This window comes from Streptomyces sp. NPDC096136 (assembly GCF_044763325.1).
GTDB lineage: Bacteria > Actinomycetota > Actinomycetes > Streptomycetales > Streptomycetaceae > Streptomyces.
In genome coordinates, this window is the sequence record NZ_JBIWFZ010000022.1 from 1 (window position 1) to 14,143 (window position 14,143).

Annotated in this window: 11 protein-coding genes and 3 pseudogenes; 6 read left to right on the top strand and 8 right to left on the bottom strand. The window is 71.7% G+C overall.

Annotated elements, in window-relative coordinates; translation table 11 throughout:
* The first annotated feature begins 1,415 nt into the window (after positions 1–1,415).
* Positions 1,416–2,096 (top strand): hypothetical protein, encoded by a 681-nt coding sequence (locus ACIRBY_RS31780; protein WP_403907183.1) that lies wholly within the window; start codon positions 1,416–1,418, stop codon positions 2,094–2,096.
* 92 nt (positions 2,097–2,188) lie between these two features.
* On the opposite strand, the gene ACIRBY_RS31785 is transcribed toward ACIRBY_RS31780, so the two are convergent.
* Positions 2,189–2,443, bottom strand: a complete 255-nt coding sequence (locus ACIRBY_RS31785) for a hypothetical protein (RefSeq protein ID WP_403907186.1) — start codon at positions 2,441–2,443, stop codon at positions 2,189–2,191.
* Between the two features lie 573 nt (positions 2,444–3,016).
* A pseudogene (locus ACIRBY_RS31790) lies at positions 3,017–3,205 on the bottom strand (Tn3 family transposase); the annotation flags it as partial.
* Positions 3,206–3,544: 339 nt separating this feature from the next.
* Between ACIRBY_RS31790 and ACIRBY_RS31795 the strand changes: the two are divergent.
* Positions 3,545–4,468, top strand: a complete 924-nt coding sequence (locus tag ACIRBY_RS31795) for an aldo/keto reductase (protein ID WP_403907187.1) — start codon at positions 3,545–3,547, stop codon at positions 4,466–4,468.
* A 124-nt stretch (positions 4,469–4,592) separates the two neighbouring features.
* On the opposite strand, the gene ACIRBY_RS31800 is transcribed toward ACIRBY_RS31795, so the two are convergent.
* The gene (locus tag ACIRBY_RS31800) at positions 4,593–5,453 is read right to left on the bottom strand and encodes a DUF5937 family protein (RefSeq protein WP_403907190.1); all 861 of its coding nucleotides are present in this window, start codon (positions 5,451–5,453) and stop codon (positions 4,593–4,595) included.
* Here ACIRBY_RS31800 and ACIRBY_RS31805 point away from each other — a divergent pair.
* Positions 5,452–6,597 carry an MFS transporter gene (locus tag ACIRBY_RS31805; RefSeq protein WP_403907193.1) on the top strand — a complete coding sequence of 382 codons (1,146 nt, stop codon included), beginning with the start codon at positions 5,452–5,454 and terminating at the stop codon, positions 6,595–6,597. The genes ACIRBY_RS31800 and ACIRBY_RS31805 overlap by 2 nt on opposite strands.
* Before the next feature lie 286 nt (positions 6,598–6,883).
* Here ACIRBY_RS31805 and ACIRBY_RS31810 read toward each other — a convergent pair whose 3' ends face one another.
* A complete protein-coding gene (locus tag ACIRBY_RS31810; RefSeq protein ID WP_403907196.1) occupies positions 6,884–7,507 on the bottom strand; it encodes a TetR/AcrR family transcriptional regulator in 624 nt (207 codons plus the stop codon).
* A 104-nt stretch (positions 7,508–7,611) separates the two neighbouring features.
* Between ACIRBY_RS31810 and ACIRBY_RS31815 the strand changes: the two genes are divergently transcribed.
* Complete coding sequence (locus ACIRBY_RS31815) at positions 7,612–8,580, top strand: TIGR03620 family F420-dependent LLM class oxidoreductase (protein ID WP_403907199.1); 969 nt, start codon at positions 7,612–7,614, stop codon at positions 8,578–8,580.
* A 193-nt stretch (positions 8,581–8,773) separates the two neighbouring features.
* Here ACIRBY_RS31815 and ACIRBY_RS31820 read toward each other — a convergent pair whose 3' ends face one another.
* The 3 genes and pseudogenes from ACIRBY_RS31820 to ACIRBY_RS31830 all read right to left on the bottom strand — a co-directional run.
* Positions 8,774–9,139 (bottom strand): hypothetical protein, encoded by a 366-nt coding sequence (locus ACIRBY_RS31820; protein ID WP_403907201.1) that lies wholly within the window; start codon positions 9,137–9,139, stop codon positions 8,774–8,776.
* An 82-nt stretch (positions 9,140–9,221) separates the two neighbouring features.
* Positions 9,222–10,493, bottom strand: a complete 1,272-nt coding sequence (locus tag ACIRBY_RS31825; RefSeq protein ID WP_403907204.1) for a helix-turn-helix domain-containing protein — start codon at positions 10,491–10,493, stop codon at positions 9,222–9,224.
* A 1,151-nt stretch (positions 10,494–11,644) separates the two neighbouring features.
* Positions 11,645–12,031, bottom strand: a pseudogene (locus ACIRBY_RS31830) (IS5/IS1182 family transposase); the annotation flags it as partial.
* A gap of 444 nt (positions 12,032–12,475) precedes the next feature.
* Here ACIRBY_RS31830 and ACIRBY_RS31835 point away from each other — a divergent pair.
* Positions 12,476–12,778 (top strand): hypothetical protein, encoded by a 303-nt coding sequence (locus ACIRBY_RS31835; protein WP_403907206.1) that lies wholly within the window; start codon positions 12,476–12,478, stop codon positions 12,776–12,778.
* A gap of 84 nt (positions 12,779–12,862) precedes the next feature.
* Positions 12,863–13,044: pseudogene (locus tag ACIRBY_RS31840) on the top strand (ATP-binding protein); the annotation flags it as partial.
* Between the two features lie 445 nt (positions 13,045–13,489).
* Here ACIRBY_RS31840 and ACIRBY_RS31845 read toward each other — a convergent pair.
* Positions 13,490–13,693 (bottom strand): hypothetical protein, encoded by a 204-nt coding sequence (locus tag ACIRBY_RS31845; RefSeq protein WP_403907208.1) that lies wholly within the window; start codon positions 13,691–13,693, stop codon positions 13,490–13,492.
* Positions 13,694–14,143 lie beyond the last annotated feature (450 nt).

Below are 14,143 nucleotides of genomic sequence, written 5' to 3' on the forward strand. Positions count from 1 at the left end.
GCGATCTCCCACAACCCGTCCGGAACAATCCAACTCCACGTACCCCGCCCCATACCGAACTCAACGACGCCTCACCACATAGGACACGGTCTTAGATGGTGAGTCGGTCACACAGGGAGCGGCAGATTGGCGCCCCGGTCACAAGTTCGAGCCGTGCCCATTGACCGTTAGGTCTTTTACCCGTGCGTATCCGTTGCCTGCGCCAGCGCAGGGAGTGAGGAGCTCTGTATTCGCATTGATCCCGGGCCTTCACTGCCGGTCGAAGAGCCAGGAGTTCTCACGATGACGACGCGCACGACCTTGGGGGCTCCGGATGGCGGAAATTGTGAATCCGGAATTTTTCCAACGCTGGCCGGGTGCTGGATGGGAGCGATCGTTCCCGGTGACTGGTTTACGTGTGGCCGCAGAAGAGCGGCAATTCGGGGTATATTAAATTTTCAATCGGGTGGCGTGTTGTCAGCTATCGGACTCGCGCGGATCCGTCTGCTGTTCAATGATCGTGAAGGTTGACGGGCGAGCGTTGCCGGGCCCGGCTGCATCGCGGCAGCAGCCCGCTCCGCAGGAGGGCTCGAACACTGGGCAGTGTGCGGCACCTGCAGCGACCTCGCCCCGGGGCAGGCCGCCGCCGCAGTCCTGTAGCCCGGCTCGATGGCTGATGGCCGGTCTGGGGGATACGCACCCCTGAGCCCGAAGACCAGACTCAGGCAGTACGCGGGTCGTGGCCGTGGTGGCGCTCCGCCGGTGAGTCGCCCGCCGGGGGCTGTCCGTCGGGTGGATGAGGTGAGGGCCGTCTGTCCGGGCTGCCTCGGGTCGGTCTGGCCGCCCCTGGAAGACGAAGGGATGGTGCTCAGGCTGCCGATGGGCTCGATGCTGGCGAAGGCCGCGGAGTCGGTGCCGGGTCCGGCCGCGGTGCGGGCCGGGGTGGCGTAGGGGCGGAAGCTGGACGGGTACCGGGCGCTGTTGTTCACCCCGGCCGGCCCGGGCGGGACGGCGGTGGTGCAGACCCGCCGCGGGGCGCTGGTCCAGGACCGGTGGCCGGACCCTTTGGCGTCCGCCGTCGGGCAGCTGCCTCCCGGGCCTGGTCCTCGACGGCGAGGTGACCACCGCGCAGCAATGCGGGCCATACCCCGGTCCGGCGGGCCGCCCCGCCGTCCTTCAGTGCGTAGAACTCCGCCTCGCTCGACGGCTTCGGCAGCTTGGCCCCGGCCGCCCCCTTCCTCCGCCGTCTGGTGGAACGTCATGACCGTACGCCAGTTGTACGCCGCGGGTGCCGGTGAACAGAGGTGTCTGGGTGACGTCGGTGTCGACGTGGACGAACGCGGCGGGGATGCGCCGACTGATTTCGCTGGAGGGCTCGCCGTCGATCCGCTACATTGAACGCGTTCAACTGAACGCGTTCAGATTGTGGGGGGATCGTGAAGACTGACCAGGACCAGGGTGCCGCCGTACCCGTCCACTGGCTGCAGAAGAGCCTGGCCGTGGCCGCGCTGACTGTCGCTGCGCCTGTCGTCGTCTGGGGGTTCTTCCTTGAGATCGGTGTGCCGTTCGCGGTGACGGGCCTCGTCGTGGCGATCCCGCTGCTGTTCCTGCTCACCCCGCAGCGCTTCGGCAACGCCTCTCTGGTCGTGGCGTTCGCGCTTCTCGGATGGGGGGTGGTCGGCGCCCTGGTGGAGATGTTCCTGTTCTGGCCGTCGGCGCTGCTCCTGATGTTCGCCGCGTTCGCCGACCCGCGCCGCCGGCCGGTCACCGCCAAGGTGATCGCCGGGCTCGGCACCCTGCTGACAGCGGCGGCGCTCGCGGGCTGTGGCGCCTTCGCCTGGCACTTCTACATCGGTCCCGCCTTGGCCGAACCGCACACCTACCGGGCCGAGGTCGACGCCGGATGGTTCCGCGCCGGCCTCGGAGACGCTCAGGACCGTCTCAAGCCGTTCGGTGCGACGCAGGTGAGGGGGTCGGAGTCCGACAAGGGTGCCTACCTGCAGGTCCGCTTTCCCGAAGGGCTCTCCGCATCGGAGCGCGAGGGGCTCAAGAAGGAGATCGCCCACCTGCCCGGCGTCCGCGAGGTCGAACTCTGCCCGGTGCTGGAATGCGGCTGAGCCCTTTGACGGGCCGCGCTCCAACTCCCGCTCGAGTTTCACGACCTGGGCTTCGCCGAACTTCGACCGGCCCGGCGAACCCTTCGACAGGGTCATGCCCGGCGGTCAGTGCGACGAGGCCCGAGGCGTCGGCCTCGGTGGCAGCCGGATACGTCCGACCGTGGGACCGCGTAGGCCTTGGGGCGGAAATGTCCGACCTCGGACAGGCGCCGCACCTTGGCGTGCAGCGGCTGGAGCAGGTCCTCGCGGTGCTCCTCCAGTGCCGTGGCCTCGTTACGCGGGAAGACGCCGCGGAAGACCGCGATCTCGCCCTTGACCGGGACGGGGTGGCCCGCAACGTCAGTCATGGTGTTTCCACAGTCCTTCGTGCTCGTCGAAGAAGCCGACGGGCTCCTCGACGCCGTCGGTGTGCATACGCCGGATCTCAGACGGGCACACACCGAACCGCACGGGTCCTCCGCCGACAGCTGGGTGCCTGCGACTCACGGCATGCTCGGGAGTGGCCGGGGGTTCGGGGCATTGCGGCGGATCGCCGCGCCTATGTGAACCACAGCCTCGATGGCGCTCATGTGGGTCTTGCCCTCGGTGTACCGGACATGGTCCCTGCAGAACCAGACGCGTTCTCCGGATGGCCCGCATGCGTGAGCGGCGGGGCGATCGCGCGGAAGTACGCGAGCGTGAAGGTCTCGTAGTCGTAGTCGTTTCTGGCGGACGCGTGGCACATCGTGCAGTACGGGGGCGTCATGGCTGATCGACTCCACTTCGCCGGCCGGAACATGATCACCACCCTACGTGCCTGACAGGCCGCAGAGGCAAGAGCGGCTCCTGGTTGTCGGCCTGGCGTGTACGGATCACCGGAAGGCGACTGCCACGTGGTGGATCCGCCCGCGCGGCGTGTGTACCGAACAGCGTCCTGAGCCCCCGAGCGGGGTGGGACGGCCGTCGCGCGAGAGCATCCGGATCACGTCGTCGACGCAGACGGCTCTGGTGTGGAGGGAGCCGATGATCCGCAGAAAGTCCTCTCGGTGACGCTCCATTCGAGCGAGGTCGACCCGGCCGCGGGCCGCGTCCTGGGAGGCGCCGTAGCCGGCGGCGCGGTCGATGCGCCATTTCCACGCCTGTGCCCGGAGGGTGGCGAGCGGGGAGCGCCCGGCCCCCACCGGCTGTCCGCGTCGGCGCTCGGTCGACCCCAGGGTGCGCCCCGGACAGGTCGCCGACGTGGCCGGCGCAGAGGCACGGCACCAGGACTTCGCCGCTTCGCCGGGGCGGCGGCTCGGTGTCGGCGGACCTCGTCCTCACCGAAGCTCCCTCGGCAGGTCCAACGGCTGAGTGCCGGACGTTGGTTCCCCAGGGAGATGTGACGATTCGCCCTGTCCGTGGACCTGTCGCGGCACGCCTTCCCCGCTCCATACTCCAGGACCTGACAAGCCGACGGACGAAGGAGCACGGTGAGCGCAGCGGCAGGGACTTGGAAGCTCGGGGACCTGGAGGTGAACCGCATCGGCTACGGCGCGATGCGGTTGACGGGCAACGGCATGAGGGGGAACTCCGATGGCAGGCCGATCGACCGGGATGTCGCCGTCGGCCTGCTGCACCACGCGTTCGCGCAGGGCGTCAACCACATCGACACGGCCGCCTTCTACTTCTCGCCGCTGCGCTCCGCGAACGAGCTCGTCAACCGCGCCCTCTCGACCTGGTCCGGCGACGTGGTGGTGGCGACCAAGGTCGGCCCGGCGCGCGAGCCCTCCGGCGAGTGGATCGACACGGCCCGCCCCGACCAGCTGCGCGGCCAGGTCGAGGAGAACCTGCGCCAGCTCGGCCGCGACCATCTGGACGTGGTGAACCTGCGCTGGGGCGACCCCCGAACGACCTCGATCAGCGAGCACTTCGGCGCCCTCGCCGAGCTGCGCCAGGCGGGTCTGATCCGGCACCTCGGCCTCTCGGCCGTCCGCCCGGAACACGTGGCCGAAGCCCAGGCGATCGCACCCGTGGTCTGCGTGCAGAACCCCTACGGCCTGGATTGGCGCCGCGCCGATGAGAGCGGACTGGTGGATCTGTGCCGGGAGCGGGGCATCGCCTTCGTCCCGTTCTTCGCGGTCTCCGGCCTGCGGCGCGAGGGCGCCGCGGGCCCGGAGCCCGACGCGCGCGTCCGCTCCGTCGCACGCGCCCTCCATGCGACGCCGGCCCAGGTGCGGCTCGCATGGACCCTCCAGCGCGGTCCGCACGTGCTGGCCATTCCCGGCACCACGAACCCGGCGCACCTCGCAGAGAACATCGCCGCAGGAACTCTGCGTCTGACCGAGGAGCAGTTGGCCGTCCTCGACGGGCCGGGCGAGGACACGGCCCGGACCCCCGCCGACGACGCCCGGTGAAACTCCCCGCTCCCCCCACTGCGTGACCGGCGCCGTCCCGAAGTCCGCCGTCCGCCGGCCGTGGGGCCGGCCCGGCACGGTGCACGGCACGTCCTGCTCGGCGTGGTGCCTCATCGGTCCCGGCTCAGTGGCAGAGGGCTTCGCCGCGGGCGGTTCTGGCGTAGAGCACGATCCGCCCTGTCCGGTGGGGTGCGATGCGGCCGGCGCGCGTCAGTTTGTGCAGCTGGCCGGACACACCGCCTGGAGCCAGCCCGGTCCTGTTCGCGAGCTCCAGGGTGCTGGCCGGGGTTGTGAGGAGGTGCAGGAGCGTGGCACGGGTGGTGCCGAGCGCTGACGCCAAGTCGGTGGGCCCGGTGGGTGATTCCCACAGGGTGCCGATCCCGCGGACGGGATAGCGGATCACGGGTACCCAGGGCGCAGACGTCTTGAAGTAGAGGCTCGGCCACGCGAACGCCGACGGGACCAGGACCAGTCCGCGTCCCTCCAGGGAGCGGTTCGGATCGGGAAGTGCCGTCTGCCGGCTGGTGATCCGCAGCAGTCCGCCGGCCTGGTCGAAGGTCAGGTCCGGGTGGATGCCCGCGAACATCGCCGCGGGGCCGCGTTCGGTCAGGGAGCGCGCCCGGAAGTGGATGTCGGATTCCAGCAGGGCCCGGATCCGCGGCCAGTCCGGTGCCAGAGTGCGCTCCCAGTATCGGCGCAGGTCGCCGACGAGCCTGTCCAGTTCTCGTCGAGGGGCCCGGAGCATCGGTGCCAGCCCTGGCGGCGGTTCGTCTCCGCACACTGCGGTCAGGTCGCGCCGGACTATGGCGGCCGGGGTGCGGCGTACCTCCTCCAGCTCGTCGTCGAGCGCGGTCAGGGGCGACCGCGGGGTGGGCGCGAGGAACCCGGGCAGGTGGCTGCGGGGACCGGTGGTGAGTTCGTGGGCCGCAGCCCTCCCCGGTCCGGTCAGGAGCGGGTCGTGACGGTGCCGGGACAGCCACGGCATGTGGGCCGTTCCGTTGACGGCGGTCACCGTTCTGCACGCCGGGGCCGGAGGGGTGTCGCTGCTGAAGGCCGCGTTGGCCCTGCCCTTCGTGGTCCTCGGGTTGCCGGTCGGGGCGTGGCTGGACCGGGTCAGGCGCCGTCCGGTCATGATCGGCGCGGACCTGGTGCGGGCGGCCGCACTGGCCACCGTGCCCGCCGCCGCATGGTGCGGGCGGCTGACGATGGCCCACCTCGTGGTCGTGGTGGCGGTTCAGGGCGTGGCCACGGTGTTCTTCGACCTGGGTTCCCAGAGCCTGGTCAAGGACCTGGCCCCCGGCGCCCTGCTCGCACGCACCAATGCGCGACTGGCCACCATCACCCAGGCGGCCGTCATCGCGGGTCCGCCGCTGGCCGGGTGGGCGGCCGGACTCCTTAGCCCGCCCACGGTGCTGCTCGTCATGGCCGCGGGATACCTGTGGTCCGCAGGGTGGCTGTCCCGCTGCACCACGCGCGAGCGTCCGGCGGGCAGAGCTCCCGGACGGCGCCTGCTGCACGAGATCGGCGAAGGCATGGCCTTCGTCGCCCGCCAGCCCGTCCTGCGTACCATGGTGATCGCCGGCTCGATGGTCAACATCGGCAGCGCCGGCGTCATGACCCTGCTCCCCGTACTCGCACTGGGCGAGCTCGGGTGGAGTGAGGGGACCCTCGGGTTGTTCCTGGGCGCCGGAGGCGTCGGCGGCCTCGTGGGCGCCGTGACGGCCGTCAGACTGGCCGACCGGATCGGGGCGGGACGGGCCGTGCTGTTCGTCGGGATCGCCGTTGCGCCGCTGGCCGGCGCGCTCCCTCTGCTCGGCCGGCCCGTGCCCGGCCCCCTTGCGGCCTTGGGGTGGGCGCTGGTCATGCTCAAGGTCGGCTCCGACTCCGTCCTGATGACCACCTTCCGGCAGCAGGTCACCCCTGCCGGACTGCTCGCCCGGGTCAACGGCACCGTGCGCGTGCTCTTCACCGGCGCCGTCGCGCTCGGCTCCGCAACGGCCGGTGCCCTGGCCGCGGTCGGCGGGGTTCGGTGGGCCCTGGCAGCCTCGGCCGCCTGTCTGGCCTGCGTGTGGATCCCGATCGCGCTGTCGCCGGTGAGGCGCATGACCGTCCTGCGAGCCCGCGCATAGTCCGGGTGGGGGCCGGCCCTCGAAGAGGCAGGGCCGCGGCGGCGCCGGAGACGGGGCGTGCGGTGCGGCACGGTGCCGTCTTGTCCGCGGCCCTCTGTACGGGGACGGAGTACCGGGCGCGGTCGGGGTGCTTGCGGGTATGCCGGCGGACCCGCCGGTCGTGGTCCGCGCCCGGCGCCTGACCGGCTCCCCGGGGGTCGGAACCGAGAGGCGGCCGCCCCCGGCTCCGTGTCCCCCGCAGCAGGGTCGCCCGGCGGGCCCCGCCCGGCTGCTTGCTCAGATCACGTCAGACGCGCTTTCGGCGGGAGCCCGGGCGGGTCGGCGACGTGTCCGGGCGGGCGGCCGCCGCGTCGAGGACGAGGGCCAGGAGGCGGTCCGGCTGGTCGGCGCCGCTCCCGTGTGCCGTGGCGAGCGCGATACCGACGACGAGCTGCACCAGGTCGCCGGCGTCGAGATCCGGGCGTGCCGAGCCGTGCGTCCGGGCCCGGGCGAGCACCCGTTCGGCCGCGTCCAGGACGACCTGGCGGCAGTCGGTTCCCGCGCCGTGCGCTCCCTCGATCATCAAGGCGCTGCCCATGCCGTGGTGGAGCCGCGCGTGCGCGAGAAGCGCGCCCAGCCACCGGGCCAGGGCCTCGTCGGGCCCCTCCGAGCCGATCAGCAGATCCGCCTGTGCCGTGAGTCGTTCGATGCGGTCGGTGAGCACGGCCGCGATGAGCGCTTGGCGGTTCGGGAAGTGGCGGTAGAGGGTGCCCGGCCCGACTCCGGCGCGCTGGGCGATCCGGTTGAGGGAGGCTCCCGGACCGGATGCGGCGAACTCCTCGTGGGCCGCTTCGACGAGACGGTCGCGGTTGAGGCGCGCGTCGGTGCGCCGCGGCTCCGGAGCGGCGCCGCGGCTCTGGTGCGTGGGCATCAACGGTCCCTTCGGTCGGGGGGTGGCTGGTCAAGCGGAGAGCTTCTCCGTATTCTAGCGCCCGTATCCGGAGAGCCTCTCCGGTACGTCTTGAAGGGGGCGGCATGACCGGCACTGCACGCGGCGGACTCGGACGCATCGGGATCTGGACCTTCGCCTACGAGAAGCAGCCCGCGGGACGGGTGAGGGAATCAGCCGCCGAGATCGAGGAGTTGGGCTACGGCGCGCTCTGGTACGGCGAGGCGTTCGGCCGCGACACGGTCGGCCAGGCATGGTTGCTCCTGACGGCGACCCGCCGCATCCCGGTCGCCTCAGGCATCGCCAACATCGCCTTCCGTGAACCGAACACCCTCGCCGCCGCCGAGCGCACACTCGGCGAGGCGTTCCCCGGCCGGTACGTCCTCGGCCTCGGCGGCCACCGCGTCGACGACACGGTCCACCACGTCGACGGCTACCCCGCGCCGACCCGCTCCCGCCCCGTCACCACCATGCGCTCCTACCTCGACGCCATGGACGCCTCACCCGCCCATGGCCCCGTCCCCGACCCCGCGCCCCGGCGGCTCCTCGCGGCCCTCGGGCCCAAGATGCTGGAACTGGCCGCCGCGCGGACCTGGGGCGCCCACACCTACTTCGTCCCCGTCGAGCACACGGCACGAGCCCGCGGCACCATGGGTCCCGACGCCTTCCTCGGCGTCGAACAGGCCGTCGTACTCGACCCCGACCCCGCCAGGGCCCGTGAGGTCGCCACCGCGCACGTCGCCGGATACGTCTCCGGTGCCCCGCACCAGCAGGCCAACCTGCGCCGGCTCGGCTTCGGGGACGAGGACCTCGTCGGCGGTCCGAGCCGGCGGCTGGTCGACGCGATCGTCGCTCACGGGGACGTCGACACCATCCTCCGGCGCGTCCGTCAGCACTTCGACGCGGGCGCCGACCACGTATGCCTCCAGGTACTGACCGCTGACCCGGCCGCTCTCCCGGAACACGAATGGCGCGAACTGGCACCCGCGCTGGTCCCGCTGGGCGACCTCGACCACCCCGGCCGCCCCGCTCCTGAGCCCCGCGACCACCCATGAGCGCGCCTGGCGTGTGCGCGTCCGCGGGGGATCAGCCCCTGGTCGACCGGTGCCGTACGGGGCCGGGCGGCCTGGGCGGGCCACCCGGGAGGGGGGCTCGCCCGCTTCGTGAGCGGGCCGGGGAGCGCCGCGACGGCCCGTACCGGTACCGGGGGAAGTGCGCCCGGTACGGGCCCTCGTAGCCGGTGCGGGGTCAGTCGTTCCAGACGTCGCCCTTGAAGTCGCCGCCGGTGCCGCGCTCGTAGTAGTGCTGCCCGTACAGGCCGCCCACGCAGGTCTGCTGGTAACGGTAGGCGTTGGTGGCGATCGAGCCGACCCTCTGCCCGGAGTCGGCGTCCCACAGCTCGGCCCGGCCCCAGTAGCTGAGGGCCTTGTGCTGGCCGCCGAAGCAGACCTGGTGGTTGCCGTTGGCCGGGATGCTGCCGCTGGTGCACACGTTGCCGCCCCAGCTCTCGCAGGTCGCGCTCGCCGCGCTTGCGGGCGAGGCGACGATTCCGACGGCCACGGCGGCCATGGTCGTGGCCATGAGACCGAGGCGGGAGAATCGATTCTTCTTCATGTCAGTTCCTCCACTGGGCGGGCCGGATGCTTCCGGCCCCGATGCGCTCAAAGCTATGAGCGGCCACCTGTCGGCCGGTATGTCACCCGTGCACCGTTGCCGGGCAGGCAACAGTCACGCCTGCACGGTCGGACACACCGTCGCGGAACACAGGTTCGGTGAAGGGAGGCTGCGTGCCGTGGAGCGCGAGGAAGGCCAGCGCGAGCTCGTACACGTCCACCCCTCCGGCCGTCAGCTCCCGTGCCAGCAGCGCCTCGGAGCTTCGCAGGTGCTCCCGAACCGTCCGGGGATGCAGACCCAGCCGTTGTGCCGCCGCCCCGGCCGAGCAGTCGGCCAGGATCCAGACCCGCAGCGTGCGGTGCAGGTCGCGGGCGTCGGTGTCGAGCGGACCCAGCACGTCCCGGGCCCAGGCCCGGCCGGCGTCAGTGCCGATCAGGGCGGGCAGGCCGGGGTCGTGGCGGCCCGGTGCGGTCGGCCGGTCCCGTAGTTGCAGGGCCAGGTGGAGGGCGGTCCGTGTTCTCACCTCGTCGAGGTCCGCGCCCAGCAGTTCGCCCGCCCGCTCCATCCGCGACCGAACGGTGTTGCGGCTGACTCCCATGATCTTCGCCGTCCGCACGGCGGTGAACCTCAGAGCCAGGGACACCGTCGACAGCAACTGGTCCCGGGTCCTGGCCGGTAGCGCGTACAACGGCCGCAGCAGGTTCGATGCCCAGCGGGCCGCCTCTGCACCGGGCAGCAGCTCCACCGGGTCCATACGATCGGGATGCCGGCTACGGCGACCGGGCACGTATCGAGCCGCCACCAGGTTGCGGTACGCATCCTCGTAGGCTGCACGGGCATGTGCCAGCGGGTGGAGGCGGCTGCGCCCCTGGAGCACTCTCGGACGGCGCGCGACGTAGTCGGCCAGAGCGCGCCCGATGTCGTCGGCGGCTCGGGCGTCGGCAACGGGCACAAGGGTGATCACATGGTTGTCGTAGGTGGGGCAGGGGACGACCAAGGCCCGGCCGGCGGCCAGTTCCTCGCAGTCCCGCGCCACCTGGGCACGTTCCTCCACCGGCATCTCCAGCAGAGCCGTCCAGGCCCGGTCCGCTTCCAGCAGGCGGGGTTTCATCCCGGCCGCCGTACGCTGGGCCAGGGAGACGTCCCCCACCATCAGCAACTGCATTACGGCGAGACGCAGATGGAGCAGACTCGCCTCCCGTTCCCGGCGGTCGGTCTCGGCCCCCGCCACACGCAGCAGGAGCCCGAGGACTGTGGCGGCAGAGCCGGTCAGCGCTGCACTGTCCCCGTCGAAGGGGTGTTCACGGGTGACGACAAGGACGTGGAACGGTGGCTCGTCGCCCAGGGGAAGCATCCGGGTGTGGCTTCCGTCTTCGGAGAGGACGGCGGAGCCCAGTTCGCCCCGGCCCACGGCCGCCGCTTCCGCCCTGTGGTCGGCCGTTCCGGGACGGAGGACCTCGGCGGTTCCCCCGAGCGTTCGGGCCAGCCACCGCTCGGTCCGGCGTGCCGCGGCCTCCGCGCCGTCCGGGCCCACGCGCGCGTGCCGCAGGAGTTCCGTCAGCCGCAGGGTCTGTGGTGTCGTACCGTGTATCGGCTTCGATAAGCCCATGCTGTGTGCCTTTCCCCCAAGGAATCAGTCGGAGTGCGGCCGGAGCATCCACCGGCCTCGGTGCAGGTGATCAAGCTCTCGCGGGTGTGCCGGATACCAGCCGGAGCGGGGCTCACGCGGGGCCCGGCGCAAGCCGGCCTCGACCGGGTCGGAGCGTCGCCTTCGCCCGGGGATCACAGCGGCCGGGATCGGCGCCCGGCATCCACGGGTTCTCGCTGGGTTGAAGATCGCATCCGCAGCGGCCGGCGGTCATCAGCCGCGGGCACGGTCCACCTCCCCCGTACGGGGGAACGGCCCTGCGGCTACGCCGGTCGGCAGGCGCGCTCCGCACGTCAGACGTACTCGTGCCGTCCCGCACCGTCGCGCGCCGCGGGGACGGAGAGGTCGCAGACGGCTGCCAGCCGGGGACCGAGGGGTGAGGCGTATGTGGAGGTCATGCCGTTAGCCTCGCGGCACGGGAATCCGTGCTCCCGTGCCAATGGGAGGGAAAGTGGACCGGAACCGTGAAGCGTTTGAGCCGGACGGGCTGATCGACCTGCTGGGCGACTGGAGTGCGGGCGAGGGACCGCTCTTCCGGCGGCTCACCGAGGCGTTCGTCCGGGCCCGGCGCCCGTCCGCCCCCGCCGACACCCGCGTGCCGCCGCCCCTACGCGTTTCGATCAGGCCCGACCCGCGCAGTACGTCGAACGCGGCGACCGCCGCGGCCCGGCTGACCGAGAGAACGTCGGCGAGCCGCGCTACCACATCCGCCCCCCTGCTCCTTCGCCGCGCAGACCTCGGCGGAACTGGTCGACCGCCTCTCCTCCGCCTGGGCCGAACCGTCCCGCAGCAGCCCCTGCGGACGGCCCGCCCCGCCGACGGACGGGCCCCGGACGGCTGAGGCTCGCCCTTCGCCCGCCTGCGGTCTGGATCGGAGTTTTCACGCCGTGTGGGGCGATGCGGGCCTTGACCCCGCGGGCGGCCAGGTCGTCGTGGACCATGCGGTATCCGTATCCGTATCCGTATCCGGCGTCCAGGGCCAGGCTCGGGTGCTCCGGCAGCGGTCCAAGGGCCGACTCCCGTGCGTCGTATCGGTCGAGGGCGGCGGGTAGCAGGGTGTGGTCGCGAGTGTTGGCCGGCGCGGATTCGGTGATCAGCGGCATGCCTGCCCCGTCGGTCAATTGCGAGCGCTTCAGGTCGAGTCTGGCCCGATCAACCGGGCTCCTGCCCGCGCACTCGCCACCGGCAGGCCCCTTGGAGATGCAGCCGCCGGCGCTCAGGCGGTCGACTTCGAGTCCGATCACACCCAGACGACGGCACAGTGATCACCGTACGAGGCGTCGAGGGCGCATCCTCCGGATGGATGGCCGAACAGGGCGACACGGCGGCCGCGCGTATCGCCACGCGCGGCCGCCGCTGTGCATCCGACCAGGAGCAGCTCTCCGTGGAAGCGCTGCCGGGCCGCGGGCTCTCGAAGAAGTCCAGCTTCCGCCGGCGAACTTGTCCGGCCTCGCCAGACGGCTTGCCTGCCCGCAGGTCGGGCGGCGCATGCTCGTTGGTTCAGCGGCCGGGCCTCACTGTGGGTTGTTAGGGTGGGGGCCGGTCAGGGACGGCTGAGGGGTGGGGGATCCATGGGTTCGCAAGACGGTAGTGACCGTGCGGGTTTCGGGTGCGTGGCGTGCTGCGCCGAGGACGCTGCGGTGGCGGAGGCGCACCACCACAGCCGCGACGGGGTTCGGCTCGAGAAGATGATTCGGGACGACTCGCATTTCATCGTCTCTGTTCAGCGGTGCGGCCTGTGCTCGCAGGCCTTCGTGAGCGTGTTCACCGAGTACGTCGACTGGGTCGCCTCGCAGGACGCGCAGTACCGCACCGTGCTGCCGATCACGGACGCCGAGGCGGACGACCTGGTGGCGGGGCGGTTGAGCCCGCACCAGGTAGGGGCCCTGGGACACGGCCGCCGCCATCTGCAGAGCGACTGGCCGAGCGGTGCCGAGGAGGCGTCCGTGTACTGGGGCAGCGGCGCCTTCGGGGTCAGCGAGGGGCACTGACCCGGACGGCGCGCTGCGGGCCTGCCGGTCGTGCACGTCGTTGTCGCCCCGCCGACGGGCGGGGGAGTGGGGGCCGGAGAGAAGCTCGACGAGTACGACTTCTCCTTCCAGCCCGAGCTCGACCCCCGGAAGGTCAAGGACTTCACCAGCCTCGACGACATGGTCCGCAACCTCAAAGCCGCCGAGACCGCCGGCCGTCTGACGAACAAGCTCGGCACCTACCTGCGGCCCGGCTTCTCGTGGTCGACGAAGTCGGCTACCAGCCCCCACCTGTGCGAGGCAGCGTCTATGGTCAACAGGTTCGGGGGGGGCAGGCTGCAGGGTCGGACCGGTGCGTGCGCCAGAGAGACCTCAGGGCTTCGAGCTCGGTGCGGGGGAAGTGTTCGCCCCACTTGCCGCGATATGCGCTCTCGCCGTACTGCGTGGCGACTTCGTCGAAGCAGCGGATCACCGCTCGTGCCACGGCGTCGACGCTCTGCTGGGTCGACCAGATCTCGGTGCCGGCGTTGTCGTGCTCGGCGCCGTCGGGTAGTTGAAGGAGGCGGATCCACACGTCGTTGCCCGCGCGGTAGAAGATCCACCGGAAAGCGGTGGGCTCTGCCTCGAACTGGGCACGTGTCTCGGCTTCACCGCTGACCAGTCGGGTGATCGCCGTCAGAGACCCTTCGTTCGAAGGCTCCCCTGGGTGCCCGACCTCCAGGCCGGTCCGGGCTACTGCTCCCCGGCCGAGTTCTCGGCCGTTTGCAGCGCCTGGCTGGCGATGGTGAGGGCCTCTTCTGCGTGGCCCGCTGCCTTTGCCGTCTCAGCCTGGCTGAGAGCGACACGGAGCAGTTCGACGACATGCTCCGGCAGCGCGTTGGACGCCACCACGTCGGACAGTTGCCGGATGGTGTCGGCGGCCAGGTCTTCGGACATGGGGCTGCGTCCCTTCGTCGTCGATGTCGATCAAGGCCGTGTGCGACGCTACCAGCCACCCTGGGAGACACCGCGGACCGTAGCCGACGCAGCTGGATGAACGGTGCTCGACGTCGCGCACCGGGCTGGGCCCTCCCACACCGCCGTGCCGGCCGCCCGGCCACCCGCCCGCCACACTCGGCACGCCCCGAGGCACCCCGTGTGTGACGGTCCAGGTGGGGAAGACCTGACGACGGGCTGCCCCACGCACGCAGGGCCCGGCCGGAGCCCCGACCGGCCGCGCCCTGCGCCCACGGCACACCGACGGAAGCCCCGGTGAGGTCCCCGTCCTCGAAGCGGGGGACGGTCGGGCGGTCGGCCCGGACGCGGTCGTTCACGGGTGCGGGTTCCCTTCTCGGCGCTGGGTCAATACGCGGACGCCCAGTGCGAGCAGGCCGGCCGCGACGGCCG

Coding starts and splice junctions, on each gene's coding strand:
- ACIRBY_RS31785 (WP_403907186.1), bottom strand. CDS start 2,443: ATGACTGACGTTGCGGGCCACCCCGTCCCGGTCAAGGGCGAGATCGCG.
- ACIRBY_RS31805 (WP_403907193.1), top strand. CDS start 5,452: ATGTGGGCCGTTCCGTTGACGGCGGTCACCGTTCTGCACGCCGGGGCC.
- ACIRBY_RS31800 (WP_403907190.1), bottom strand. CDS start 5,453: ATGCCGTGGCTGTCCCGGCACCGTCACGACCCGCTCCTGACCGGACCG.
- ACIRBY_RS31810 (WP_403907196.1), bottom strand. CDS start 7,507: ATGCCCACGCACCAGAGCCGCGGCGCCGCTCCGGAGCCGCGGCGCACC.
- ACIRBY_RS31815 (WP_403907199.1), top strand. CDS start 7,612: ATGACCGGCACTGCACGCGGCGGACTCGGACGCATCGGGATCTGGACC.
- ACIRBY_RS31820 (WP_403907201.1), bottom strand. CDS start 9,139: ATGAAGAAGAATCGATTCTCCCGCCTCGGTCTCATGGCCACGACCATG.
- ACIRBY_RS31825 (WP_403907204.1), bottom strand. CDS start 10,493: ATGCTTCCCCTGGGCGACGAGCCACCGTTCCACGTCCTTGTCGTCACC.
- ACIRBY_RS31835 (WP_403907206.1), top strand. CDS start 12,476: ATGATTCGGGACGACTCGCATTTCATCGTCTCTGTTCAGCGGTGCGGC.
- ACIRBY_RS31845 (WP_403907208.1), bottom strand. CDS start 13,693: ATGTCCGAAGACCTGGCCGCCGACACCATCCGGCAACTGTCCGACGTG.